A 24,892-nucleotide genomic window follows, 5' to 3' on the forward strand; every position below is an offset into this window, starting at 1 on the left:
CCTGTGCGTTGCGACCCTGAGCGCCGGCGTCCTGTGCAGCCGGACGTCGGGTCGGCTACTCCTCCGGGCGGCGCAGCTCCGGCGGTGGGCGCTCGCCCACCTCCAGGGTGACCTGCAGCGTCTCGCCGCCGCGTACCACGGTGAGTGGAAGCGATTCGCCGGGGGCCACGGCGGCGATGTCGGCCATGGTGACCCGCGCATCGAGAATTGGCCGGTTATCGATGGCCAGCAGCACGTCGCCGGGCTGCAGGCCGGCCCGGTCGGCGGGTCCGCCCGGTACCACGCCGGCGATCACCACGCCGCGGGGTGCCTGCAGGCCGAAGGAGGCGGCCAGCTCCGGGTTGAGCTCCTGGGCCTCGACCCCCAACCAGCCGCGGATCACCCGGCCCTGGGTGACCAGCTCCTCGAGGATGTTGGCGGCCAGATTGGCGGGAATGGCAAAGCCGATGCCTTGGGAGCCGCCGGAGCGCGAGAAGATGGCGGTATTGATGCCCACCAGGGCCCCCTCGGCGTTGACCAGAGCGCCACCGGAGTTGCCGGGGTTGATGGCGGCATCGGTCTGAATGAAATCCTCGTAGGCGTTGAGCCCCAGATGGCTGCGCCCGGTGGCGCTGATGATACCCATGGTGACGGTCTGGCCCACGCCGAAGGGGTTGCCGATGGCCAGCGACACATCGCCGATGGCGACCTCGGTGGAGTCGGCCAGCTCGATCACCGGAAGCGAGTCGAGGTCGATGCGCAGCACTGCCAGGTCGCTCTCCGGGTCGGTGCCGATCACCTCGGCCAGGGTCTCGCGGCCGTCGCGCAGGGCCACCTGGATCTGGTCGGCACCGCCGATGACGTGGTGGTTGGTCAGCACATAGCCGTCCTCGCTGACGATAACGCCGGAGCCGAGGCTCGAGAGCATGCGCTGACGGGCCGGTACGTCATCACCGAAGAACTGACGGAAGAAGGGGTCCGACATCAGCGGGTGCTGGTCGCGCTCCACGACCCGGGAGGAGTAGATGTTGACCACCGCGGGGGCCGCACGCTCCACTGCTTCCGCATAGCTCACCGGGCCCTGCTCGCGGGAGAGCGGGGTGGCCTGGCGCAGTTCCGGGGCGGGTCGCGGCTCGGTTTCCTGCGGAGCCTCCACCCGTGGTGAGACGGTCAGCGGCGCCTGGGCGCCGGGTGCCTCCAAGGAGGGGCGGGGCGGCGGCGTGGGGTCCGCCTGACGCCCGGTCAGCTGGGGGAAGGCGTTGAGCAGCACTACGGCCAGTAGCACGCCGATGATGGTCGGCAGCAGGTAGGGTGTAAGCGTGCGCAGAAGGCGTAGCATGCGGGTCGGGGTCCTTGTAGCGGGCGGTCGCGAGAGCAGGGCGGTGCAGGGGAGAGGCCCCGTCGGTACAATAGACGAATTGTAACATTGTCACCCACAGGACGTAGGGAGGTTACCATGACGAACCGCGATGACCTGGTGGCCGCCTGTGATAGGGAGCTGATGGCGGAGCGCTTCAAGGACTACACCATCAACGGCCTGCAGGTCGAGGGTCGTGGGAACGTGCGTCGGGTGCTGAGCGGTGTCACTGCCTGCCAGGCGCTGCTCGACGAGGCGGTGGCCTGGCAGGCGGACCTGGTGCTGGTCCACCACGGCTTCTTCTGGAAGAACGAGCCGGTGGCCATCACCGGCATGAAGCGCCGCCGCATCCGGACGCTGCTGGCCCACGACATCAGCCTGCTGGCCTATCATCTGCCGCTTGACGCCCACGCGACCCTGGGCAATAACGCCGAGCTCGGCCGATTGTTGGACTTCCATGTGCAGGGCTGCGCCGACGGCGAGCTCGGCGAGGGGCTGCTGTGGCTGGGGGCGGCACCCGAGGGGCTGGATGCCGGGGGGCTTGCCGCTCATATCGGCGAGCGTCTGGGGCGCGAGCCGCTGCTGGTGGAGGCGCCGGGCAAGGGCGAGATCCGCCGGGTGGCCTGGTGCACCGGCGGTGCCCAGGACATGATCACGGCGGCCTGGGAGGCCGGTGCCGATGCCTTCATCTCCGGGGAGATCTCCGAGCGCACCACCCACCTGGCGCGGGAGCTGGGTATTCACTACCTGTCGGCGGGCCACCATGCCACCGAGCGCTATGGCGTCCAGGCGCTGGGGGAGTGGCTGGTCGGTGAGTTCGGCGTCGAGCATCGCTTCGTGGATATCGACAACCCGGCCTGAGACCGGGGCGGTGAAGGGGGTCAGTAGCGTGGCGGTTGCGGTGCCTTGGCGTCCTCGTCGTCCTTGAGGCCAAAATCCTCGGAAAGCGTGCCGCCGGTGCCGTCGGCGTAGTCGCGGGGGGTGGCCAGCTCCTCGCCGCTCTCCTCGGTGGGCACTTTTTTGCTGGCGGTGGTTTCCAGGCCGGTGCGTGGGGCTGCCTTGCCGCCCAGGCTGAGGGCGTCCTGCGCCAGGCGGCTGGCCAGTGCCTCGCCGTCGCGTTGCAGGGCGGCCACCAGCCGGGATACCTCGCCCAGGTGGTCGTCCATGCCCTCGCGCAGTGCCGCCAGTTCGCGATCGCGCTCGGCCAGGCGCTGGCGCAGCTTCTGCAGGCTGGCGGCGCTGGAATTGAGCAGGTGGTAGCCCAGCGCGCCCAGCCCGGTGCCGGCGAGCAGGCAGGCGATGGCCAGTATCCAGTTGATCTTGCTTGCGTCCACGTCTGTCTCCCTGCGGCGGTGGATCGGCCCGCATCGGCGCGGGCCCGTCTTTGGCGCCCATTATAGGGCCGAGCCGCGGCGGCGGGTCAACGCGCCCGCTCGCTTGCGGTCATGCCGATGCGTGTCGTGCCCGTCACGCGTATAATGCTAATCCATTCCCAGCCGAGACGGTCCGTTATCCGCATGAGTGCCACGCCGACCCCGCCCGAGTCCCGAGACGCTCGCCTGTCGCCCACCGAGCGCTACCGCGCAGATCTGAAGCGGGATGACTTCCAGTACGATCCCGCCCAGGAGAAGGCGGTCGCCCACCTGCAACGCCTCCACGATGAGCTGGTGGCCACCCCGCGCACTCGGCCGCGGGCCGTGCCACCCAAGGGGGGAGTCGCCTCGCGCATGGCCGGCCTGTTCGGCAAGCGCAGTCGTCAGGCACCGGCCCCTGAGCCGGTGCTTCCCGAGGTCACGGGGCTCTATTTCTGGGGCGGAGTGGGGCGCGGCAAGACCTATCTGGTGGACGCCTTCTATGAGTCATTGCCCTTCCCGGAGAAGATGCGCACCCACTTTCACCGTTTCATGCAGCGGGTGCACAACGAGCTGACTCACTACAAGGGGGAGAAGAACCCCCTGAGGCTGATCGCCGCCAAGTTCGCCGGCGAGGCACGGGTGATCTGCTTCGATGAATTCTTCGTGAAGGACATCACCGATGCGATGATCCTGGCCAACCTGCTCGAGGCGCTGTTCGAGCATGGCGTGGTGCTGGTGGCCACCTCCAATATCGTGCCGGACGACCTCTACAAGGATGGGCTGCAGCGGGCCCGCTTCCTGCCGGCCATCGAACTGCTCAAGCGCCACTGCGAGGTGGTCAACGTCGATTCGGGCATCGACTACCGGCTGCGCGCCCTGGAGCGTGCCGAGCTCTTCCATGCGCCACTGGATGACGCTGCCGAGACCGAGCTTGCGCGCAGCTTCCGCGAGATCGCCGGCCACGAGGGCGAGACAGATGCCCCCATCGAGATCAACCACCGCGTGCTGCATGCCCGGCGACTGCACGACGACGTGGTATGGTTCGAGTTCCGCGAACTCTGCGATGGTCCGCGCAGCCAGAACGACTACATCGAGCTGGCCAGGGAATTTCATACCGTGCTGGTCTCCAATGTCACCCGGATGAGCGGGGCGACGGATGATCAGGCGCGGCGCTTCATCAACATGGTCGACGAGTTCTATGATCGCGGCGTCAAGCTGCTGATGTCCGCAGAGGAGCCCGCCGAGCGGCTCTACGCCGATGGTCGGCTAGAGTTCGAGTTCCAGCGCACCCTCTCGCGGCTGCAGGAGATGCAGTCGCACGAATACCTGGCGCTGCCCCACAAGCCTTGAGCGGCATTGCGCTCAAGACGACATGTCAGGTAGAATTCGCGCGCTCTACCTCGTTGTCACCGTCCTTCGGCGGATGGCAACCAAGAAGAATAGGGATGGTTCCACGCCGGAATCCCGGCTGAGAACCCAATACACTTGAACTGGTGATAGCTCCATGAAGACGTTCACTGCGAAGCCGCAGTCCGTCCAGCGCGACTGGTATGTCGTTGACGCCACGGACAAGACGCTCGGCCGCCTGGCCACCGAAATCGCTCGTCGCCTGCGCGGCAAGCACAAGCCCGAATTCACCCCGCACGTTGATACCGGCGACTACATCGTCGTCGTCAACGCCGAGAAGGTGAAGGTCACCGGCAACAAGGCCAAGGCCAAGACCTACTACCGCCATACCGGCTATCCCGGTGGCCTGCGCTCCATGACCTTCGACAAGCTGATCGAGCATGCGCCCGAGCGCATCATCGAGGGCGCCGTCAAGGGCATGCTGCCCAAGGGTCCGCTGGGTCGCGCCATGTATACCAAGCTCAAGGTCTATGCCGGTGCCGAGCATCCGCACGCCGCCCAGCAGCCGCAAGAACTGAACATCTGAGGGAATCTTCGCCATGACACAGCAGTATTACGGTACCGGGCGCCGCAAGACCTCTACCGCGCGCGTCTTCCTGAAGCCGGGCTCCGGCAAGATCACCGTCAACAGCCTTGAGCTGGACCAGTACTTCGGCCGCGTTACCGGTCGCATGGTGGTCCGTCAGCCCCTCGAGTTGACCGACACCCTGAGCCAGTTCGACGTCTTCGTGACCGTCAAGGGCGGCGGCGGCTCGTCCCAGGCCGGCGCCATCCGTCACGGGATTACCCGTGCGCTGATGGTGTATAACGAAGATTTCCGCGGCCAGCTGCGCGAAGCCGGCTACGTGACTCGCGATGCTCGCCAGGTCGAGCGCAAGAAGGTGGGTCTGCGCAAGGCGCGTCGTCGCCCGCAGTTCTCCAAGCGTTAAGCGCCGATTATCGCGCCGCAAACGCTCGCGCCCGGGTCTACGACTCGGGCGTTTTTGTTTTCTGATCAATGGGTTGTTGGGTGTGTTCCACCTTCGTCAAGGGTCGTTGTCCTTGTATGGTGAGGCGCATTTTCTTACTATAGAGCGCATTTGGTATCCGTGGTCGCGGGAGGCTTTCCGCCGGTGATGGATCAACGGGTAAGCTGATGGGAGAAACCTTGAAATGGCAGACAACGGCGTAAACAAGGGTCGGCGCCGTTTCCTCGTAGGTGCCACCACCGTCGTGGGTGCGGTGGGTGCCGTCGGGGTAGCGGTCCCCTTTGTGGCTTCCTGGCAGCCCAGTGCCAGGGCGAGAGCGGCGGGTGCGCCGGTTCAGGCAGATGTGTCCAAGCTTGAGCCGGGGCAGCGCATGACCGTCGAGTGGCGCGGCCGTCCGATATGGATCATCAATCGCACCACGGAGATGATCGAGCGCACCGAGGGGTTTGACGGTTCGCGCTTGGCAGACCCCGACTCCTCCGTAGAGCAGCAGCCTGGCTACATCACTGGCCCCCTGCGCTCCATTCGACCCGAGATCGGCGTGCTGATCGGCATCTGTACCCACCTGGGCTGCTCGCCGCTCTTCCGTCCCGAGCCCGATGCGGTGGACATGGACAACTGGCCGGGCGGTTTCTTCTGCCCCTGCCACGGCTCCTACTTCGACCTGGCGGGTCGCGTATTCCGCAACGTGCCGGCGCCCACCAACCTGGAGGTGCCGCCGTATCGCTTCGAGACCGACGACATCATCATCGTTGGTGAAGACGAGGAGACTGCCTGATGGGTAACCCGAACAAGGTGAAGGCGGAAAAGGGCCTGATGCGCTGGGTCGATGACCGCTTTCCGGCCACCCAGATGTGGCAGGACCATATGGCGAAGTACTACGCGCCAAAGAATTTCAACTTCTGGTACTTCTTCGGCTCGTTGGCGCTGTTGGTGCTGGTCAACCAGATCCTCACGGGCGTGTGGCTGACCATGAGCTACAACCCCTCGGGCGAGGGCGCCTTCGCCTCGGTCGAGTACATCATGCGCGATGTGGAGTATGGCTGGCTGATTCGCTACATGCACTCCACCGGCGCGACGGCCTTCTTCGTGGTGATCTATCTGCACATGTTCCGCGGCCTGCTCTACGGCTCCTACAAGGCACCCCGCGAGCTGGTGTGGATCTTCGGCATGGCGATCTACCTGTTGCTCATGGCCGAGGCCTTCATGGGCTACCTGCTGCCCTGGGGCCAGATGTCCTACTGGGGTGCCCAGGTCATCATCTCGCTGTTCTCGGCGATCCCGGTTATCGGGCCCGATCTGACCCAGTGGATTCGCGGTGACTTCCTGATCTCCGGCATCACCCTGAATCGCTTCTTCGCCCTGCACGTGGTGGCGCTGCCGATCGTGATCCTGGCGCTGGTGGTGTTGCACATCATCGCCCTGCATGAGGTCGGTTCCAACAACCCCGACGGCATCGACATCAAGGCCAAGAAGGACGAGACCGGCAAGCCTCTGGACGGCATTCCCTTCCATCCGTATTACACGGTGAAGGATCTCGTCGGTGTGGCGGTGTTCCTGTTTGTCTTCGCGGTAGTGATCTTCTACTTCCCCGAGGGCGGCGGCTATTTCCTCGAGCGCCCGAACTTCGAGCCCGCGAATCCCATGGTGACCCCGGACCATATTGCGCCGGTGTGGTACTTCACGCCCTTCTACGCGATCCTGCGGGCAATCACCTTCGATCTGTTCGGCCTCGATGCCAAGTTTCTCGGCGTGCTGTTCATGGGCGGTGCCATTGCGGTGCTGTTCGTGCTGCCCTGGCTCGATCGCAGCCCGGTGCGCTCCATGCGCTACAAGGGCTGGATGTCCAAGGTGATGCTGGCGCTGTTCGCCATCAGCTTCGTCATCCTGGGGATCCTCGGCGCGCTGCCGACCTCCCCGCTGCGCACCCTGGTGTCCCAGCTGTGCACCGCGATCTACTTCGCCTTCTTCCTGCTCATGCCGATCTACACCCGGCTGGAGAAGACCAAACCCGTTCCGGAAAGGGTGACTGGCTAATGAAAAAGCAACTGTTCGCACTGCTCTTTGCGCTGGTGCCCTTCACGGCCATGGCGGCTCCGGCGGTAGATGTTCCCTTCTCGATGACGCCGGATCTCAACGACCAGGCGTCCCTGCAGCGGGGCATGCAGCTCTACACCAACTACTGCATGGGCTGCCACTCACTGGAGCACCAGCGCTTCGCGCGGGCCGCCGAGGATTTCGGTATGCCCCAGGACCTGGTGGAGCAGAACCTGATCTTCTCCAGCGAGCTGGCCTTCAATGACCAGATGCACAACGCCATGTCCCTCGAGGACGGTGCCAACTGGTTCGGCGCTCCCGCGCCGGATCTGACGCTGCACGGTCGTCTGCGCGGCGGTGACTGGATCTACTCCTACCTGCTCTCCTTCTACAAGGACCCGAGCCGTCCCACCGGGGTCAACAACGACGTGTTTGAGCTGGTGGCAATGCCCAACGTGCTCGAGCCCCTTCAGGGTGTTCAGGAGCGGGTGTGCAGCGAAAGCGATCGTCCCCTGCCAGGTGCCGAGCTTGACCCGTTGACAGGCAAGTACCAGTCCTGTGACGTGCTGCAGGTGACCCGTCCCGGCAGCATGGAACCGGACGAGTTCGAGGAGGCCGTCTACGACTTGACCAACTTCCTGGTCTACGTGGGTGAGCCCTCCAAGCTGCAGGCCCAGGCCATGGCTCCCAAGGTGTTGATCTTCATCTTCATCTTCGGTGTCATCGCCTATCTACTGAAACGTGAGTACTGGCGCGACATTCACTGATCCACTGCGGTTGAGATGTCCGGGGGCGCATGGCCGTGGGCCATGCGCCCCCTGTGGTTTCAGGTGGTCCACGGTGAGCACGGACTTCCCGTGCCTGCTGTCGTGTTATCATTGCCGTTCGAACTGATGCGAGGAATCTTTCATGGGTGTAGTGGCCAAGCGGTCATCGATGACCTTCTACTCGGGTGGTGCAGATCACTTCAGCCATCGCGTGCGGATCGTGCTCTCCGAGAAGGGCGTGGCGGTGGACATCGTCGAGGTCACCGACGAGCAGCGCCCCGAGGAGCTTGCCGACCTCAACCCCTACAACAGCGTGCCCACCCTACTGGATCGTGAGCTGGTGCTGTACGAGTCCAAGGTGATGATGGAGTACCTGGATGAGCGCTTTCCCCACCCGCCGCTGCTGCCGGTCTACCCGGTGGCCCGTGCCCAGAGCCGGCTGTGGATGCACCGCATCGAGCGCGAGTGGTGCCCGCTGGTCGAGCAGATCGAGAAGGGGCCCAAGAAGGAGGCCGACAAGGCGCGCAAGGAGCTGCGCGAGAGCCTCGTGGGTATCTCGCCGATCTTCGAGGACATGCCCTACTTCATGAGCGAGGAGTTTACCCTGGTGGACTGCTGCCTGGCGCCGGTCCTGTGGCGCCTGCCGGCATTGGGCATCGATCTGCCCGAGAAGCAGGTCAAGCCCCTGCTCGCTTACATGGAGCGGGTCTTCGGCCGCGAGGGCTTCAAGGCCTCGCTGAGCGAAGTCGAGCGCGAGATGCGCAGCTGAACACACCGCCCCCGGTCTGTCCGGGGGCCGCAATCCGGAGGGCCCGATGATGTCATCCAGTCGCCCCTACTCGAGTCGTCCCTACCTGGCCAGGGCCCTGTACCAGTGGCTGGTGGACAACGACCTGACTCCCTATATCGTGGTTGATGCCGAACAGCCCGGTGTAGAAGTGCCGCGACAGTTCGTCCAGAACGGACAGATCGTGCTCAACCTCTCGCCCGGCGCGGTGCGAGACCTGTTCATGGAGAACGAGGCGCTGGGTTTCTCCGCTCGCTTCGGCGGCCAGCCGATGCGGGTGATGGTGCCCAGCTCGGCGCTGGTGGCCATCTACGCCCGCGAGAACGGCGTCGGTATGGTGTTCGGCCATGAGCCGGTGTTGGCCAGCGACGAGTCGCACAAGGAGCCGGGTCCGGGCCTGACCAGCGTGGAGGGCGAGGGCGAAACGTCCGGTGCGTCCGAGAAGGGCTGGGACCAGGAAGGCGGGGACCAGAAGGATAGTAGCCAGAAGGGCGGTGAGATCCCGCGCAAGCGCAAGCCCTCGCTGAGAGTGATCAAGTAGTCCCCTCGCGACGACACGCCAGCGCAGCAGTCTCAGCCGCACAGCGCAGCATCCTCAACACAGCACGGCAGGCCACTGGCCTGCCGTGCTGTATTTCCGGACCTGTCTCTGGAGGGAGGTCCGCCCTCAGTCCGAGCCACGCTCAGTCCGTATAGTCGAACACCTTGACGATGCGCTGCATGCCACCGACGTTGGAAACGGCCTGGACGATGCGATCGGCCTCGCTGCGGCTGACGATGCCCATCAGGTAGACACTGGCATTCTCGGTGATCACGCGGATGCGTCCCGAGTCGATGCGATCGTTGGCGGCCAGGTTGGTGCGAATGCGGGTGTTGAGCCAGGTATCCGAGAGGCGCTGGCTGGCCGGCAGGTTGGCGGCCACGGAGAGCTCGTTGTGCACTTCACGCACGTTGCGGACCTCGTGGGCGATCTCGCTGGCCCTCTCCTGGAGCTCCTGGCTCGGTACCTGGCCGGTGAGCAGCACCACGCCGTTATAGCTGTCCACGTTGATACGGGCGTCGCCCAGGCGGGCATCGGTGCGGCGCAGGTTGTGCGAGATCTTGGTCTCGATACTCTGGTCCTCGACCTGGGCGCCGGCGGTGCGTTTGCCGTAGTTCTCGTCGATGGTGCCCTGGTGGGTGACGCCGGTGACGGTGGTGCAGCCGGCCAGGCCCAGGGCGGTGGCCAGCAGCAGAGAGCTGAACAGGGGATTACGGATCATCTTGGTCACTCGCTTGTACCGAAGAGTTGTTCGTCGATAAGGTCGCAGAGGCAGTGGATCACCAGCAGGTGTACCTCCTGAATGCGTGCCGTGGAGGTGGCGGGGACGCGGATCTCGCAGTCGTCCTGGCCGAGCAGGGAAGCCATGTTGCCGCCGTCGCGGCCGGTCAGTGCCACTACGGTCATGTCACGGTCGTGGGCGGCCTGGATGGCCTGGATGACGTTGGCCGAGTTGCCGCTGGTGGAGATCGCCAACAGGATGTCGCCGGGCTGGCCCAGCGCGCGAATCTGCTTGGAGAACACCTCATTGTAGCTATAGTCGTTGGCGATGGAAGTCAGCGTCGAGGTGTCGGTGGTCAGCGCCAGGGCCGGCAGGCTGGGGCGCTCGCGTTCGAAGCGGTTGAGCAGCTCCGAGGAGAAGTGCTGGCTGTCGCCGGCGCTGCCGCCGTTGCCGCAGGCCAGGATCTTGCCCTCGTTGACGAGGCATTGGACCATCATCTGGCTGGCCACCTCGATGAACGGAGGCAGGACCTCGCTGGCATAGGTCTTGGTGTCGATGCTGGCGTTGAAGTGGCCGAGAATGCGCTGCTGGAAATCCATGTGGCGTCCGGGTCCTTTGGCAGTTTGGCTTGACCGGTCAGTACGCATCGAAGGCGTTGGCGACCCAGTCGTACTCGAGATGGGGGGGCAGTCCGGTGACGGCCAGCACATCGAAGCGGCAGGGACATGATAGCCGGTTGCGCTGGAGATAAAAACGCGCGGCCCGGATCAGGCGCCGCTGCTTGGTGGGGGTGACGGTCTCCAGGGCGTGACCATGGCGGCTATCGGCCCGGTGGCGGACCTCGACGAAGACCAGGATCTCGCCATCACGCATCACCAGGTCGAGCTCGCCGCCCTTGGCGTGCTGGTTCGCCGCCACCAGCACCAGGCCGCGCTCGGCGAGCCAGGCCGCGGCGAGGCGCTCGATGGCCTCGCCGCGAGCGCGGGCGTCACGGGGACCGTTCATCACCGAAGATCCCGGGGATCAGGATGGGTTGGGGCACGCCGTTGACGAACCGCGCCCAGGGCAGCTGGCGCTCTATGCGGCCATCGCTGCCCGGGCGCAGGGTGCCGGTGGCGCCCTGCAGTTCGCTGCCGGAGATGGCCTGCAGCTGGGGCAGGCGACGGGCGAGCTCAAAGGCGTCGACCCCCATGGCATGCAGCCGGAACAGCCCCGGGTCCGACTCCTCGCGCAGCGCCTGATAACTCTCCAGGAAGGGCAGCACCTCGATGCCGCCCGCGGCAGCCTCGGGGATCTGCCAGGGGATATCGAGGAACTGGACGTCGTTCAGGTCGTTATCGAGGCGAGGGTTGATGCGTCCCTCGAAGAGCTGCGAGGTGGCATAGACCGGTAGGCGATTGGCGCCATAGTAGTCCAGGGTGGGCGGCACCTGGCGAGCGTAGTCGGGCAGGGCGAGCAGGAACAGCGCGTCCGGGCGCGGGTTGCTGACGGCGCGGCGGGTGCTCTCGGTGGCCGGGGCGCCGGGGTTGTAGCGCACGGCATTGGTCACCTCGCCGCCGCGTGCCTGCCACTCGTCCCAGAAGGCCTCGCCCACGCGGCGGCCCCAGTCGTTGTCGGGCACCAGCAGGGCGACACGGCGGTGGCCATCACGCCAGGCGCGCGCGGCGGCCTGGCTTGCCTCATCTTCGGCGGAGAGCCCGTACTGAAAGAGGCCCACGGCGCGGTTGCGCTCGGCGTGACCGTAGTTCAGTGCCAGGGTGGGCAGCGCTACGCGCTCGAGGGCCTCCAGTCGGCTCACCTGATCTTTATCCAGGGGGCCTACCACTACCTGAGCGCCGCGGTTCTCGGCCTCTCGGTAGAGTGCCTCCAGGTCGCCTTGAGCGGCGTCGATGAAGCTCAGCCGGACGCCGCCGCCCGAGCTGCGCTGCTGGGTGCGCATGCCCACGGCGATGGCCGAGGCGGGCTGCGCCAGGGGGCCGGATTCCGGCAGCAGCACCGCGATATGGCGCACCTCCATGCCGCGCAGCTCACCCAGGGCGACCAGGGCGGCGGGCAGGTGGCGGGCGGCTGGGTGGCGGCCGTTGCGGTCGCGCCACTCCTCCAGGCGGTCGAAGAAGCGCTCGATGTCGCCGCCGCTGGAGCGGTACAGATCGATGAGCGCGACCCAGCCCTGGGTCAGGGCGTCGGTTTCCTGTTCCAGTGCGCTCAGCGCCTGGCGGTCCATGCGGGTGAGGGCCTCCCAGATCGGGTCATTGAGCGCCACGTCATCGCTCTGGGCCTGGACGCCCAGCAGCGCCCGGGCGGCGCCGGCCGGCTCGTCCTCGGCCAGCAGTGCCAGGCCCATCCGCTCACGCAGTGACATGGCCTGGTCGGGCTCCAGGGGCAGGGCGTCGAGGTTCCGGGTGGCCTGGATCACCGCTTGCGGCTCGCCCAGCGCCTCGCCGAGATCGGCCAGCAGCAGGGCCCAGCGTGCGCGCTGGGGCCCCTCGAGCAGGCTGTCGTCGATGTCCGCTGCGATTTCCAGCGCCTGGGTGCGCTCCCCCTGGCGTGCTAGGATATCTGCCGCCTCGAGTCGGCTCCTGGCCGCCTGGGCAGGCTGCTGCTGGCCGGCCTGTTCGAGCAGGCGCGCCGGGTCATCTTCCTCCACGCGATCGACGATGCCGGGCGGTGCGGCACAGCCCGCCAGCAGGATCGCGGAGAGCGCGGTGGCCAGCAGGCCGCGAGTGGGTATCCGCATGAATCCTTCCTTAAGTCCGTTGTGTCGGCCGTTTTACCGAGGAGCCACAAGTGTCAGACGCTAATTCAGCCTCATTGTACGTGGTCGCCACGCCGATTGGGAATCTGGAAGACCTCAGCCCACGGGCCGCACGGCTGCTGGGCGAAGTGGCGGTGATTGCCGCCGAAGATACCCGCCACACCGGTCGCCTGCTGCGCCATCTGGGGCTCTCGGTGCCGATGCTCTCCCTGCACGAGCACAACGAGGCGACCCGGGTCGAGCAGCTGGACGCCAGGCTGGTCGCCGGGCAGTCCATCGCCCTGGTCAGCGACGCCGGCACGCCGCTGATCAGCGACCCCGGCTTCGTGCTGGTGCGCGAGCTGCGCGCCCGGGGGCGGCGCATCGTGCCGGTGCCGGGGGCTTGCGCACTGGTGGCCGCGCTGTCGGCGGCGGGCCTGCCCACCGACCGCTTCAGCTTCCAGGGTTTCCTGCCGGCCAAGGGCGCGGGGCGTCGCGGACGCCTGGAGGCGCTGGCCGCCCGCGAGGAGACCCTGGTCTTCTATGAGTCGCCCCATCGTATTCGCGATACCCTGGCCGATCTGGCAACGGTACTCGGCGAGCGGCGGCTGGTGCTGGCCCGGGAGTTGACCAAGGCCTTCGAGACCTTCCTTGACGGTTCTGCCGACCAGCTGCTCGAGCGCATGGGGGCCGATCCCGACCAGGCCCGGGGCGAATTCGTGGTGATGGTGGCCGGCGCCGCTCCCCGGGAGGAAGACGAGGCCGGCCTGGTGGAGGGCGAGGCGCTGCTCGCCGCGTTTCTGGCCGAGGGCGTCGGCGTCAAGCAGGCGGCGTCGGTGGCGGCGCGGGTGCTGGGCGGGGCCAAGAAGGCCTGGTACGCCCGCGCCCAGGCCCTCAAGGATGCGGGTTGAGCCGCGATCAGGCATTGAGGGGCTTGCGGGGCACTGGTATCCTTGCCGCGGGAGTCGGCCAGACAGTCGCCGCCGGAGTGATCCGGGGGAGGAAAGTCCGGGCTCCACAGGGCAGAGTGCCAGGTAACGCCTGGGCGGCGTGAGCCGACGGAAAGTGCAGCAGAGAGTAGACCGCCTACGTCTCCCTCGGGAGGCCGGTAAGGGTGAAAGGGTGCGGTAAGAGCGCACCGCGCGCCTGGTAACAGTGCGTGGCACGGTAAACCCCACTCGGAGCAAGACCAAATAGGAACCCCATGACGTGGCCCGCGTCGGGTTCGGGTAGGTTGCTTGAGGGTCGTGGTGACGCGCCCCCTAGAGGAATGACTGTCCACGACAGAACCCGGCTTATCGGCCGGCTCCCCCCTGATTTCCATCCCTGAGCGTGCGGTCGGTTGCCGACCCGCCAGCCCTTGACCGAGAAACGCATGTCGTCATCCGCACCTGATACAGCTCCGCGGAGCTTCCGCCATGCCAGTGTGCTGCTCGACGGCGCCGTGGAGGCCCTGGTGCACGACGCCGATGGGGTCTACCTGGACGGCACCTTCGGCCGTGGTGGCCACTCACGGGCCATTCTCGCTCGTCTGTCGCCGGCCGGCCGCCTGCTTGCCATCGATCGCGACCCCGAGGCCATCGCCGAAGCAGCCTCCATCGATGACTCCCGGTTCACCATCGAGCGTGCCGAGTTCGCCCGCCTGGGCGAGATTGCTCAACGGCACGGCGTGCATGGCCGCCTGGCCGGCATCCTGCTCGATGTGGGTGTCTCCTCGCCACAGCTCGACGACCCCGAGCGAGGCTTCAGCTTCCTGCGCGACGGCCCCCTGGATATGCGCATGGACCCCTCCCAGGGGGAGAGCGCCGGGGCCTTTATCGCCAGGGCAAAGGAGGCCGAGCTGACCCGGGTATTCAAGGAGTACGGCGAGGAGCGCTATGCCCGGCGGCTGGCCAAGACCATCGTCGCCCGGCGCGCCGAGCAGCCCTTCGAGCGCACCGCGGATCTGGCCGAGGTGGTCAAGACCGCCCACCCCGCCTGGGAGAAGCACAAGCACCCCGCCACCCGGGTCTTCCAGGCGCTGCGCATCCATGTCAACGCCGAGCTGGAGCAGCTCGACGCCGCCCTGGAGGCCGCCCTGGAGGCGCTCGCCCCCGGCGGCCACCTGGTAGTAATCAGCTTTCACTCCCTGGAGGATCGCCGCGTCAAGCGCTTCATCCGTCACCATGTGCGTGGCGATACCCATCTGCCGCGGGGTATGCCAATTACCGATGCCCAGCTCGAGCGGCGTGTGGAGGCGCTGGGCAAGGCCCAGCGCGCGGGGCCCGAGGAGGTGGACGAGAACCCCCGGGCGCGCAGCGCGGTGATGCGAGCGGCCCGTAAGCGTTACTGAGAGAGGCGACATGACACAGGGACGAACGTCGACATCGGGTTTTGGCTGGCCGCTGGCCCTGAGGCCGAGCCTGTCGCTGCTGGTCGTGGTGGCACTGCTGGCGGCCTGCCTGGCCAGTGCCCTGGCGGTGATCACCGCCAGCCATCTGACCCGTGAGCAGTATGGTCGCCTGCAGCAACTCGAGCGCGAGCAGAATCAACTGCAGACCGAGTGGGGGCAGCTGCTGCTGGAGGAAAGCGCCTGGTCGTCGCCGGCGCGCATCGAGCGCCTGGCCATGGAGCGCCTGGAGATGCGCCTGCCCGACGTCGACGAGGTCGAGGTGATCCAGCCATGAACACCGAGGTCCGCAGCGGCGTCTCCTCCCGCCGTCCACCTCCCATGGCCCCCATGGGAGGGTTGCGCTACGTCATTATCCTCTCCATCGTGCTGCTGGGGCTGGGCCTGCTGGTGGGGCGTATCGTCATCCTGCACGTGGTCGATCGTCCCTTCCTGCAGGGACAGGGGGACGCTCGCACCCTGCGCACCGATCCAATTCCCGCCCACCGCGGCATGATCAGTGATCGCAACGGCGAGCCCCTGGCCATCTCCACGCCGGTGGTCACCCTGTGGGCCAACCCCCAGGACGTGCCCGAAGATCCCATCCAGCGCCTGCAACTGGCCAGGGCCCTGGGCATGGAGCTCGATGATCTCGATGCGCGCCTGACACGCTTCGCCTCCCGGGAGTTCATGTACCTGCGCCGTCAGCTGACGCCCGAGGCGGCCCAGCGGGTGCTAGACCTGCGTATTCCCGGGGTCTACCGCCAGGATGAGTACAAGCGTTACTACCCGGCGGGCGAGGTGACCGCTCAGCTGCTCGGGGTCACCAACGTCGACGACGTGGGCCAGGAGGGCCTCGAGCTGGCCTATCAGCCCTATCTGGCCGGAGAGCCGGGCCAGCGGCGCGTACTCAAGGACCGCCGAGGGCGCCTGGTGCGCGACCTCGAAGTGCTGCGCGAGGCGCGCCCCGGTGGCGAACTGACGCTCTCCATCGACCAGCGCCTGCAGTACATGGCCTACCGCGAACTCAAGGCGGCGGTGGCCGAGCACGACGCCGACGGCGGCGTGGTGGTGATGATGGACGCCCGCACCGGTGAGGTGCTGGCCATGGCCAACCAGCCCTCCTACAACCCCAACAACCGCGCCGGCCTCGACCCCCGTGGCCTGCGCAACCAGGCCATCGTCGACGTCTTCGAGCCCGGCTCGGTCATGAAGCCGCTGGCCATGGCGGCGATCATGGAGAGCGGCCAGTTCCCCCGTGACGTGGTGGTGGATACCTCGCCGGGCTGGATGCGCATCGACCGCTTCACCATCCGCGACATCCGCAACTACGGCGAGCTCGACCTGGCCGGGATCCTCGAGAAGTCCTCCAACATCGGCATGTCGAAGCTGGTGCTGGCGCTTGATGATCCCCTGGTGCCGGACCTCTACCGTCGGCTCGGCCTCGGCCAGAGTCCCGAGACCGGTTTTCCCGGCGAGTCCACCGGAACCCTGCCGGCGCCGGTGCGCTGGTCGCGCAGCCAGTGGGCGGCCCTCTCCTACGGCTATGGCCTGTCGACCTCCGCGCTGCAGCTGGCCAGTGCCTACACCGCCCTGGCCAATAGTGGCGAGCGCCTGCCGCCCTCGCTGCTCAGGCTGCCCGAGCCCCCCCCGGGTGAGCCGGTCATCGACCGGTCCGTGGCCCACGACCTGCTGCGTGTCATGGAGGAGTCCGTGCAGCCGACCACCGGCGCGCGACGCGCCATGGTGCCGGGCTACCGGGTGGCCGGAAAGTCCGGCACGGTGCGCAAGACCGGTGCCGGGGGCTATGTGCAGGACGCCTATCGCAGCCTGTTCACCGGCATCGCGCCGGTGTCCGATCCCCGCATCATCACCGTGGTGATGATCGATCATCCCCGCGGCGACAGCTATTTCGGCGGCGCCGTGGCGGCGCCGGTCTTCTCCCGCGTCGTCGGCAGCGCCCTGCGCCTGCTCGACGTGCCCCCCGATCTACGTAGTCGCTGAGGCTCGCCATGACCTTATCCGTATCACCAGACTCGCGAGGCCCCGCATGCAGGTGACATCATCACGGCTGGTGGCGACCCTCGAGCGCCTCTGGCCCGCCGCCGGTCCCCTACCCAGTCTGCGCGGCGAGTCGCTTTGTCTCTGCACCGACAGCCGCCAGGCCGGCCCGGGCGCGGTGTTCGTGGCGGTGCCGGGGGTGGCCGCCGACGGCCGCGACTTCATCGCACCGGCGCTGGCGGCCGGGGCCGAGGCGGTGCTCTGTCATGTCGGCGATGCGCGAGCCTGTCCCGAGGACCCGCGGGTAGTGGCGCTGCCCGACCTGCGCGAGCGACTGGGCGAGCTGGGTCGCGAACTCTTCGCGGTGCCCGATAGCCTGGAGCTGGTCGGTGTCACCGGCACCAACGGCAAGAGCTCGGTGACCCATTACATCGCCGAGCTGAGTCAGGCACTCGGCATCGAGGCCGGCCTGGTGGGCACCCTGGGCCATGGGCGCATCGGCGCGCTGCACGACGGCGGCCTGACCACCCCGGGGCCCCTGGCGCTGCAGGCGGCGCTGGCCGAGCTGGCCGGCGCCGGCGTGCGCCGGGTGGCCATGGAGGTCTCCTCCCACGCCCTGGAGCAGGGGCGCCTCGACGGCTGCCGGCTTCGCACCGCCCTGTTCACCAACCTGACCCGGGACCATCTGGACTACCATGGCAGCATGGCGGCCTATGCGGCGGCCAAGGCGAAGCTGTTTCGCCGCCAGGAGCTCCGGCTGGCCGTGGTCAACGCCGACGATCCCCTGGCCCGGCTGATGCTGGCCGGGCTGCGTGCCGGGGCGGGCGACAGCGTGCGGGTGCTGGCCACCGGGCAGGACGAAGCGGTGACCTTCCGGGTCATCGACTGGCATCCCCACGCCGCGGGACAACGGGCGCTGGTGGCCACCCCGGAGGGTGAACGGGTACTGGAAACGTCGCTGCTCGGCCGCTTCAACCTCGATAACGTGCTGCTGGCCATCGCCACCCTCTACGGGCTGGGGCATGGCATCGGCGAGCTGTTCGACGCCGCCGCCGGGCTCGCCCCGGTGCCGGGGCGCATGGAGGCCCTGGTACGCTCCGCCGCGCCTACCGTGGTCATCGACTACGCCCATACACCGGGTGCCCTGGACAATGCCCTGGCCGCCCTGCGCGACCACCTGCCGGGAGACGGACGGCTGTGGTGCCTGTTCGGCTGCGGCGGCGATCGAGACCCCGGCAAGCGCCCGCTGATGGCTGCTGCCGCCGAGCGCCATGCCGACCGCCTGGTGGTCACCGATGACAACCCCCGCGGCGAAGAGCCGGCCGCGATTCGCGCCCAGGTGCTCGCCGGTTTTTCTGGTCCGGCTCGGGCGAAGGCTCTGGAAATCGCCGGTCGCGGTGTGGCCATCGCCCGGGTGCTGGCCGAGGCCGACGCCGAGGATGTGGTGCTGATCGCCGGCAAGGGTCATGAGACCTATCAGGAGATCGCCGGCGTCCGCCATCCCTTCTCCGATCTGGCCGAGGCCGAACGCGCCCTGGCCAGCCGGACACCGAACGGTGCCCCAGGGGAGGAGGGCCCATGACCCGCTGTGGCTTGACCACCCTGACGGAGGTGGCCGAGGCCCTGGGCCTGCCCGCCCCGGCTCGGGACCTGCCCATCGACGAGATCGTCACCGATACCCGGGCGCTGACGCCGGGCAGCCTGTTCGTCGCCCTGCGCGGCGAGCGCTTCGATGCCCATGACTTCCTCGACCAGGCCCGGACGGCCGGCGCCGTGGCAGCCGTGGTCGAAGCCGGCGCGATGGCCGGGAGAGGCGGGATGGACGACAACCTGGCGCTGCTCGAGGTCGCCGATACCCACCTGGCCCTGGGGCTGCTCGGCCGCGCCCGCCGCCGCGCCTGGGGCGGCCCCCTGGTAGCGGTGACCGGCAATAGCGGCAAGACCACCGTCAAGGAGATGCTGGCCGTGATTCTGGCCCGGCGCGGGGCGACACTCGCCACCCGGGGCAACCTCAACAACGACGTCGGCGCGCCGCTGACCCTGCTCGAACTGACCGCGGCGCACCGCCAGGCGGTGGTCGAACTCGGCGCCAACCACCTGGGGGAGATCGCCTGGACCAGCGTGCTGGCCGAGCCCGAGGTGGCGGTGATCACAAACGTCACCGGCGCCCATGTCGGCGAGTTCGGCGGCATGGGGCGCATCGCCCAGGCCAAGGGCGAGATCCTCGCCGGCCTGCCGGCCGATGGCGTGGCGGTGCTCAATCGCGATGACGCCTACTTCGCCACCTGGGCGCGCCTCGCCGCTCCACGCGAGGTGCGCGACTTCGGCCTCGACGCCCGTGCGCGGGTCACCGCCAGGGCGCTGGCCTGTGATGCCCTGGGGCGCTATGCTTTCACGCTTGTCGCCGACGGGGCCGAACTGGACCGAGTGCAGCTCGGCCTGCTCGGGCGCCACAACGTGGCCAACGCCCTGGCCGCCGCCTCAGCCGCCCTGGCCATGGGTCTGGCGCCCGAGGACGTCGTGGTGGGCCTGGGCGAGGCGGTTCCCATGCCGGGGCGGCTCTCGGTCGCGGAGGGCGTCAACGGCTCGCGACTGCTGGATGATACCTACAACGCCAACCCCGGCGCGGTGAAGGCGGCGCTCGATCTGCTGGTCACGCTGCCCGGCCCCCACTGGTGCCTGCTCGGCGCCATGGGGGAACTGGGGGAGGCCTCCGAGCGGCTGCATGCCGAGATCGGAGTTTACGCACGGAAACTGGGAATTGACTTCCTCGGCACCTGTGGCGAGGCGGCGCGCGCCGCCTCCCGCGCCTTCGGCGCAGGCGGATGCCACTTCCAGGAGCGCGAGGCGCTGGTGCGTCACGCCCTCCACCATCTTCCTCCCGGCGCCAGCGTGCTGGTCAAGGGATCGCGCAGTGCCGCCATGGAGCAGGTGGTGACGGCACTGCGCCAGGATCGATCAAGGTGAACGCGATACATGCTGCTCTATCTGGCTGAGTTTCTGGCGCAATACTTCAGCGCTTTCAATGTCTTCCTCTACCTGACCCTGCGCATGATCCTGGGTACCCTCACTGCCCTGGTGCTCTGCCTGTGGCTGGGCCCGGTGATGATTCGTCGCCTGGTCGAGCGTCAGATCGGCCAGGCAGTGCGCGACGATGGCCCCCAGTCCCACCTCTCCAAGGCGGGTACGCCCACCATGGGCGGCGCCATGATCCTGATGGCCATGGCCGTCAGCACCCTGCTGTGGGGCGATCTCACCAACCACTATGTGTGGATCGTGCTGGGCGTGACCCTGGGCTTCGGCGCCATCGGCTGGGTGGACGATTATCGCAAGGTGGTAGAGAAAAACCCTCGCGGCCTGCCGGCGCGCTGGAAGTACCTGTGGCAGTCGGTGGTGGGCCTGGCAGCCGCGGTGCTGCTCTACGTCACCGCGGCCTCGCCGGTGGAGACCAGCCTGATCGTGCCACTGTTCAAGGACGTGGTGCTGCCGATGGGGGTGTTTTTCATCGTGCTGACCTACTTCGTGATCGTCGGCAGCTCCAACGCGGTCAACCTCACCGACGGCCTGGACGGTCTGGCCATCATGCCTACCGTGCTGGTGGCCATGGGCCTGGCGGTATTCGCCTACGCCAGTGGCAACACGGTATTCGCCAACTACCTGCAGATCCCCTACATACTCGGCGCCGGGGAGCTCGCCGTGTTCTGCGCCACCATCGTCGGCGCGGGGCTGGGCTTCCTGTGGTTCAACACCTACCCGGCCCAGGTGTTCATGGGCGACGTCGGGGCGCTGGCCCTGGGGGCGGCGCTCGGCGTGGTAGCGGTGATCGTTCGCCAGGAGATCGTGCTGTTCATCATGGGCGGTATCTTCGTCATGGAGACCGTCTCGGTGATCCTGCAGGTGGGCTCCTACAAGCTCACCGGGCGGCGCATTTTCCGCATGGCCCCGCTGCACCATCACTATGAGCTCAAGGGCTGGCCGGAGCCGCGGGTCATCGTGCGCTTCTGGATCATCACCGTGGTGCTGGTGCTGATCGGTCTGGCCACCCTCAAGGTGCGCTGAGCGAGGGCTCTCACGCGGTCAAGGAGCAGGAAATGGTCAAGGTGCCGACAGGCGTCACCCTGGTGGTCGGGCTCGGGATCTCCGGCCGCGCCATCTGCCGTCATCTGGAGCGCCAGCGGGTGCCCTACATGGTGGCCGATACCCGCGCCGTGCCGCCGGGCATCGACGACTTTCATGCCGCCCATCCCGGCGTTGTCATCCACTGCGGCCCGCTCACCGGACTCGATCTCTCCGAGGTGGAGGAGGTGGTGGTGAGCCCGGGTATCGACCCGCGTACTCCGGGGCTGGAGGCACTGGCAGACCGCGTGTGTGAGGCCACCGGTGAGCCGCTGGTAGTGGGCGAGATCGCGCTCTTCGTGCGCGCGGTCAGGGCGCCCATCGCGGCCATTACCGGCTCGAACGCCAAGTCCACCGTGACCACCCTGGTGGGGGAGATGGCCGCCGAGGCCGGTCGTCGCGTGGCGGTGGGAGGCAACCTGGGCACTCCGGCCCTGGACCTGCTCGGCGATCAGCCCGATGCCGACTTCTACGTGCTGGAGCTCTCCAGCTTTCAGCTCGAGACCACGCCGCGGCTGGGGGCCGAGACGGCGGCCTTCCTCAACCTCTCCGAGGACCACCTGGACCGCCACGGCGACATGGCTGGCTACCGGGCCGCCAAACTGGGTATCTTCCGCGGGGCTCGCCACGGGGTGGTCAACGCCGAGGATCCCAACACCTGGCCGGAGCAGCGGCTGCCCTTCAAGGACAGCTTCACCACCCGGCCACCGGAGGCGGGGGAGTGGGGCATCGGTCGCCATCAGGGCGTCGACTGGCTGATGCACGGCGATACGCCGCTGATGCCCGCCGCCGAGGTGCGCCTGGCCGGTCGCCACAACCAGGCCAACGCCCTGGCGGCGCTGGCCATGGGGCGGCGGCTGGGCCTGCCCATGGGGCCGATGTGTCGCGTGCTGCGCCGCTTCCCGGGCCTGCCCCACCGCGGCGAGCTGGTGGCCGAGGCCGGTGGCGTGCGCTGGATCAACGACTCCAAGGGCACCAACGTGGGCGCCACCCTGGCCGCCATCGCCGGGCTCGGCCCGACCCTCGATGGCAAGCTGATCCTGCTGGCCGGCGGGGTCGGCAAGGGCGCGGACTTCACCCCGCTGGCCGAGCCACTGGGGCGTTTCGGCCGCGAGGCGATCCTCTTCGGCCTGGACGCCGAGCGCCTGGAGCGGGTGCTGCGCGGTCGGCTGCCCGTTACCGAGGTGGAGGACCTGCCGGGGGCCATGGCACGGGCCACCGAGATCGCCGAGCCGGGCGACTGCGTGCTGCTCTCGCCGGCCTGCGCCAGCCTCGACCAATTCGCCAACTATCAGGAGCGCGGCGAGGTGTTTCGGCGCTGGGTGCGTCGCCACCTGGCGGAGGTGAGGGCATGAAGCGATTGGTGCGTCTTAGCCGGCTGCGCGAACGGCTTTCCACCCGGGATCAGCCCTTCGACGGTTGGCTGCTGCTTGCCGTGCTGGCGCTGATGCTGATCGGCTGGGTGATGGTGACCTCGGCGTCGTCGGAAGTGGCGGCGAGCCTCACCGGTAATCCCTGGTACTTCAGCATCCGTCACGGTGCCTTCCTGGTGATCGCGCTGATTGCCGCCGTCTGCGTGCTGCGTATGCCCCTGGCCTGGTGGAAGGTCAACGGCCCGCTGCTGCTGCTGCTGGGCATCGCGCTGCTGGTGCTGGTGCTGCTGGTGGGGCGCGAGATCAACGGCAGCAAGCGCTGGCTCTCGATCCCCGGGGTGCCCTTCAACCTGCAGGCCTCCGAGGTCGCCAAGCTCTGCCTGATCGCCTATATGGCCGGCTACCTGGAGCGTTTCCTGCCCCAGGTGCGCCGGCAGTGGGGCGCCTTCCTGCGCCCCCTGCTGGTCCTCGCCGTCATCGGCGTGCTGCTGATCCTCGAGCCCGACTATGGTGCCGCGGTGGTGATGACCGGCTGCGTGATGGGCATGCTGCTGATGGCCGGGGCCCCCTGGGTACGCTTTCTGCTGCTGGCGCTGCTGGTGGCGGCGGGCGGTGCGCTGCTGGCCATCGCCGAGCCCTACCGCCTGGCGCGCCTGACCAGCTTCGCCGACCCCTGGGCCGACCAGTTCGCCAGTGGCTACCAGCTGACCCAGGCGCTGATCGCCTTCGGCCGGGGCAGTTGGCTGGGCATGGGGCTCGGCAACAGCGTGCAGAAGCTCTTCTACCTGCCCGAGGCTCACACCGATTTCGTTTTCGCGGTGCTCGCCGAGGAGCTCGGCCTGTTCGGTGCCGTGGGGGTGGTGGGGCTCTTCGCGCTGCTGATCTGGCGAGCCATGGCGGTGGGGCGGCGCGCCGAACTGGCTCAGCTGCCCTTTGCCGCCTACCTCAGCTACGGCATCGCCCTGGTGGTCGGCGCCCAGGCCTTCATCAACATTGCGGTGAGCAGCGGCATGCTGCCCACCAAGGGATTGACCCTGCCACTGCTCAGCTACGGCGGGTCGAGCCTGCTGGTCAGCGCGGTGATGATGGCGCTGCTGCTGCGGGCCGATATCGAGACCCGTCAGGCCCAGCGCCGGGCGAGCCCCACGGCGCCGCGTGCCGACGGGCGCCGTGATACCGCGGCGCCACCCTCCCATCCACTTTCTCAGCCACTCTCACAACGACAAGGAGTCGCCAAGTGAGCAAGCGACCGGGACGTCGCGCCCTGATCATGGCCGGGGGCACCGGCGGCCACGTCATTCCCGCCCTCTCCCTGGCACGTGGGCTGGCCGCCGAGGGGGTGGAGGTGGCCTGGCTGGGCAGCCCCCGTGGTCTCGAGAATCGCCTGGTACCGGAGGCCGGCATACCCCTGCATCGCATCGCGGTATCGGGCCTGCGCGGCAATGGAGCCGCCGGCTGGCTGCTGGCGCCGTTCCACCTGACCCGAGCCGTCTGGCAGGCGTGGCGGGTAATTCGCACCTTCGATCCCCAGCTGGTGGTGGGCCTCGGCGGCTTCGCCAGTGGCCCCGGGGGGCTGGCCGCCTGGCTGGCGCGCCGTCCGCTGGTGATTCACGAACAGAATGCCGTGGCCGGGCTGACCAATCGGACGCTATCGCGGCTGGCGAGTCGCGTCTATGCGGCGTTTCCGCAGGCCTTCGGCGAACGCGGCGAGGTGATCGGCAATCCGGTGCGTGAAGAGATCGCCGCCCTGGGCGAGACGCCGCGTGAGGCTGAGACAATGTGCGGCCGGCGCCTGCGGCTGCTGGTGGTGGGGGGCTCGCTGGGGGCCCAGGCGCTCAACGAGCGTCTTCCCGAGGCGTTGGCGCGACTGCCCCAGTCCGTGCGTCCCGAGGTGCGCCACCAGGCGGGGCGCGACAAGGACGCCACTACCCGGAATGCCTACGCCGAGCAGGGCGTGAGCGCCGAGGTGTCGCCCTTTATCGACGAGATGGCCGAGGCCTACGGCTGGGCTGACCTGGTGGTCTGCCGGGCCGGCGCCCTGACGGTGGCGGAGCTGGCCGCCGCGGCCAAGCCGTCGCTGTTCGTGCCCTTCCCCTTTGCTGTGGATGACCACCAGACCGCCAACGCCCGCGCGTTGGTGGAGCAGGGGGCCGCCGAGCTGCTGCCCCAGCGAGAACTCAGTGCGGCGACGCTGGCCGATCGGCTGGCGTCGCTGCTCGACCCCGACACTCTTGCCACCATGGCCGCGCGGGCGCGGGCCTGCGCGCATCTCGACGCCGTCGAGCGCCTGGTGGTCGGCTGCATGGAGACAGGTTTTGAGCGATAGCACAACACGGCCGGTACCCGGCCAATCACTGCCGATACGCAACGGCCGCGGGCTG

General features: G+C 67.9%; 25 protein-coding genes and 1 other RNA gene. 20 read left to right on the forward strand and 6 right to left on the reverse strand.

Annotated elements, in window-relative coordinates:
• Nucleotides 1–55 precede the first annotated feature (55 nt).
• Nucleotides 56–1,318 carry a Do family serine endopeptidase gene (locus ACM26W_RS07420; protein ID WP_416140190.1) on the reverse strand — a complete coding sequence of 421 codons (1,263 nt, stop codon included), beginning with the start codon at nucleotides 1,316–1,318 and terminating at the stop codon, nucleotides 56–58.
• 117 nt (nucleotides 1,319–1,435) lie between these two features.
• On the opposite strand from ACM26W_RS07420, the gene ACM26W_RS07425 reads away from it, so the two are divergent.
• On the forward strand, nucleotides 1,436–2,197 hold the full coding sequence (locus tag ACM26W_RS07425) for a Nif3-like dinuclear metal center hexameric protein (RefSeq protein ID WP_416140191.1): 762 nt from the start codon (nucleotides 1,436–1,438) through the stop codon (nucleotides 2,195–2,197).
• Between the two features lie 20 nt (nucleotides 2,198–2,217).
• On the opposite strand, the gene ACM26W_RS07430 is transcribed toward ACM26W_RS07425, so the two are convergent.
• A complete protein-coding gene (locus ACM26W_RS07430; RefSeq protein ID WP_416140192.1) occupies nucleotides 2,218–2,670 on the reverse strand; it encodes a YhcB family protein in 453 nt (150 codons plus the stop codon).
• Nucleotides 2,671–2,853: 183 nt separating this feature from the next.
• Here ACM26W_RS07430 and zapE point away from each other — a divergent pair, with 183 nt between their 5' ends.
• The 8 genes from zapE (at nucleotide 2,854) to ACM26W_RS07470 (ending at nucleotide 9,198) form a co-directional block, all read left to right on the forward strand.
• Nucleotides 2,854–4,041 (forward strand): cell division protein ZapE, encoded by a 1,188-nt coding sequence (zapE, locus tag ACM26W_RS07435; protein WP_416140193.1) that lies wholly within the window; start codon nucleotides 2,854–2,856, stop codon nucleotides 4,039–4,041.
• A gap of 154 nt (nucleotides 4,042–4,195) precedes the next feature.
• On the forward strand, nucleotides 4,196–4,624 hold the full coding sequence (rplM, locus tag ACM26W_RS07440; protein WP_416140195.1) for a 50S ribosomal protein L13: 429 nt from the start codon (nucleotides 4,196–4,198) through the stop codon (nucleotides 4,622–4,624).
• Nucleotides 4,625–4,637: 13 nt separating this feature from the next.
• Nucleotides 4,638–5,027: a 30S ribosomal protein S9 gene (gene rpsI, locus ACM26W_RS07445; RefSeq protein WP_416140197.1), complete on the forward strand. Its 390-nt coding sequence runs from the start codon at nucleotides 4,638–4,640 to the stop codon at nucleotides 5,025–5,027.
• A gap of 223 nt (nucleotides 5,028–5,250) precedes the next feature.
• Complete coding sequence (gene petA, locus ACM26W_RS07450) at nucleotides 5,251–5,844, forward strand: ubiquinol-cytochrome c reductase iron-sulfur subunit (protein ID WP_416140198.1); 594 nt, start codon at nucleotides 5,251–5,253, stop codon at nucleotides 5,842–5,844.
• The gene (locus tag ACM26W_RS07455) at nucleotides 5,844–7,103 is read left to right on the forward strand and encodes a cytochrome b (RefSeq protein ID WP_416140199.1); all 1,260 of its coding nucleotides are present in this window, start codon (nucleotides 5,844–5,846) and stop codon (nucleotides 7,101–7,103) included. The genes petA and ACM26W_RS07455 overlap by 1 nt, the downstream gene beginning before the upstream one ends.
• Nucleotides 7,103–7,870: a cytochrome c1 gene (locus ACM26W_RS07460; protein WP_416140200.1), complete on the forward strand. Its 768-nt coding sequence runs from the start codon at nucleotides 7,103–7,105 to the stop codon at nucleotides 7,868–7,870. Before ACM26W_RS07455 ends, ACM26W_RS07460 begins: the two co-directional genes overlap by 1 nt.
• A gap of 142 nt (nucleotides 7,871–8,012) precedes the next feature.
• Nucleotides 8,013–8,639: a stringent starvation protein SspA gene (gene sspA / locus ACM26W_RS07465; protein WP_416140201.1), complete on the forward strand. Its 627-nt coding sequence runs from the start codon at nucleotides 8,013–8,015 to the stop codon at nucleotides 8,637–8,639.
• Nucleotides 8,640–8,685: 46 nt separating this feature from the next.
• Complete coding sequence (locus tag ACM26W_RS07470) at nucleotides 8,686–9,198, forward strand: ClpXP protease specificity-enhancing factor (protein WP_416140202.1); 513 nt, start codon at nucleotides 8,686–8,688, stop codon at nucleotides 9,196–9,198.
• Between the two features lie 142 nt (nucleotides 9,199–9,340).
• On the opposite strand, the gene ACM26W_RS07475 is transcribed toward ACM26W_RS07470, so the two are convergent.
• Genes ACM26W_RS07475 through ACM26W_RS07490 form a run of 4 tightly spaced genes read right to left on the reverse strand, consistent with a single transcriptional unit; the run spans nucleotide 9,341 to nucleotide 12,656 of the window.
• Nucleotides 9,341–9,919, reverse strand: coding sequence for a BON domain-containing protein (locus tag ACM26W_RS07475; protein WP_416140203.1), 579 nt, complete (start codon nucleotides 9,917–9,919; stop codon nucleotides 9,341–9,343).
• A 5-nt stretch (nucleotides 9,920–9,924) separates the two neighbouring features.
• Nucleotides 9,925–10,518, reverse strand: a complete 594-nt coding sequence (locus ACM26W_RS07480; RefSeq protein ID WP_110068125.1) for a phosphoheptose isomerase — start codon at nucleotides 10,516–10,518, stop codon at nucleotides 9,925–9,927.
• 37 nt (nucleotides 10,519–10,555) lie between these two features.
• The gene (locus ACM26W_RS07485) at nucleotides 10,556–10,924 is read right to left on the reverse strand and encodes a YraN family protein (protein ID WP_416140204.1); all 369 of its coding nucleotides are present in this window, start codon (nucleotides 10,922–10,924) and stop codon (nucleotides 10,556–10,558) included.
• Nucleotides 10,908–12,656 carry a penicillin-binding protein activator gene (locus ACM26W_RS07490; protein ID WP_416140205.1) on the reverse strand — a complete coding sequence of 583 codons (1,749 nt, stop codon included), beginning with the start codon at nucleotides 12,654–12,656 and terminating at the stop codon, nucleotides 10,908–10,910. Before ACM26W_RS07490 ends, ACM26W_RS07485 begins: the two co-directional genes overlap by 17 nt.
• Nucleotides 12,657–12,730: 74 nt before the next feature.
• Between ACM26W_RS07490 and rsmI the strand changes: the two genes are divergently transcribed.
• The 11 genes from rsmI to murG all read left to right on the forward strand — a co-directional run bounded on the left by rsmI (nucleotide 12,731) and on the right by murG (nucleotide 24,837).
• Complete coding sequence (rsmI, locus tag ACM26W_RS07495; protein ID WP_416140206.1) at nucleotides 12,731–13,564, forward strand: 16S rRNA (cytidine(1402)-2'-O)-methyltransferase; 834 nt, start codon at nucleotides 12,731–12,733, stop codon at nucleotides 13,562–13,564.
• A gap of 50 nt (nucleotides 13,565–13,614) precedes the next feature.
• An RNA gene (gene rnpB, locus ACM26W_RS07500) (RNase P RNA component class A) lies at nucleotides 13,615–13,967 on the forward strand.
• 61 nt (nucleotides 13,968–14,028) lie between these two features.
• Nucleotides 14,029–14,985, forward strand: a complete 957-nt coding sequence (gene rsmH, locus ACM26W_RS07505) for a 16S rRNA (cytosine(1402)-N(4))-methyltransferase RsmH (RefSeq protein ID WP_416140207.1) — start codon at nucleotides 14,029–14,031, stop codon at nucleotides 14,983–14,985.
• A gap of 10 nt (nucleotides 14,986–14,995) precedes the next feature.
• Nucleotides 14,996–15,319 (forward strand): cell division protein FtsL, encoded by a 324-nt coding sequence (ftsL, locus tag ACM26W_RS07510; RefSeq protein WP_416140208.1) that lies wholly within the window; start codon nucleotides 14,996–14,998, stop codon nucleotides 15,317–15,319.
• Nucleotides 15,316–17,025 (forward strand): peptidoglycan D,D-transpeptidase FtsI family protein, encoded by a 1,710-nt coding sequence (locus tag ACM26W_RS07515; protein ID WP_416140209.1) that lies wholly within the window; start codon nucleotides 15,316–15,318, stop codon nucleotides 17,023–17,025. The genes ftsL and ACM26W_RS07515 overlap by 4 nt, the downstream gene beginning before the upstream one ends.
• A gap of 46 nt (nucleotides 17,026–17,071) precedes the next feature.
• The gene (locus ACM26W_RS07520; RefSeq protein ID WP_416140210.1) at nucleotides 17,072–18,604 is read left to right on the forward strand and encodes a UDP-N-acetylmuramoyl-L-alanyl-D-glutamate--2,6-diaminopimelate ligase; all 1,533 of its coding nucleotides are present in this window, start codon (nucleotides 17,072–17,074) and stop codon (nucleotides 18,602–18,604) included.
• Complete coding sequence (locus tag ACM26W_RS07525; RefSeq protein ID WP_416140211.1) at nucleotides 18,601–19,989, forward strand: UDP-N-acetylmuramoyl-tripeptide--D-alanyl-D-alanine ligase; 1,389 nt, start codon at nucleotides 18,601–18,603, stop codon at nucleotides 19,987–19,989. The genes ACM26W_RS07520 and ACM26W_RS07525 overlap by 4 nt, the downstream gene beginning before the upstream one ends.
• Nucleotides 19,990–19,998: 9 nt before the next feature.
• Nucleotides 19,999–21,081, forward strand: coding sequence for a phospho-N-acetylmuramoyl-pentapeptide-transferase (gene mraY / locus ACM26W_RS07530; protein ID WP_416140212.1), 1,083 nt, complete (start codon nucleotides 19,999–20,001; stop codon nucleotides 21,079–21,081).
• A gap of 32 nt (nucleotides 21,082–21,113) precedes the next feature.
• Nucleotides 21,114–22,493, forward strand: coding sequence for a UDP-N-acetylmuramoyl-L-alanine--D-glutamate ligase (gene murD, locus ACM26W_RS07535; protein WP_416140213.1), 1,380 nt, complete (start codon nucleotides 21,114–21,116; stop codon nucleotides 22,491–22,493).
• Nucleotides 22,490–23,752, forward strand: a complete 1,263-nt coding sequence (gene ftsW / locus ACM26W_RS07540; RefSeq protein ID WP_416140214.1) for a putative lipid II flippase FtsW — start codon at nucleotides 22,490–22,492, stop codon at nucleotides 23,750–23,752. The genes murD and ftsW overlap by 4 nt, the downstream gene beginning before the upstream one ends.
• Nucleotides 23,753–23,781: 29 nt before the next feature.
• On the forward strand, nucleotides 23,782–24,837 hold the full coding sequence (murG, locus tag ACM26W_RS07545) for an undecaprenyldiphospho-muramoylpentapeptide beta-N-acetylglucosaminyltransferase (RefSeq protein ID WP_416140838.1): 1,056 nt from the start codon (nucleotides 23,782–23,784) through the stop codon (nucleotides 24,835–24,837).
• Nucleotides 24,838–24,892: the final 55 nt, after the last annotated feature.

It is taken from the genome of Halomonas sp. HK25 (assembly GCF_047795635.1).
Taxonomy (GTDB): Bacteria; Pseudomonadota; Gammaproteobacteria; order Pseudomonadales; family Halomonadaceae; genus Halomonas.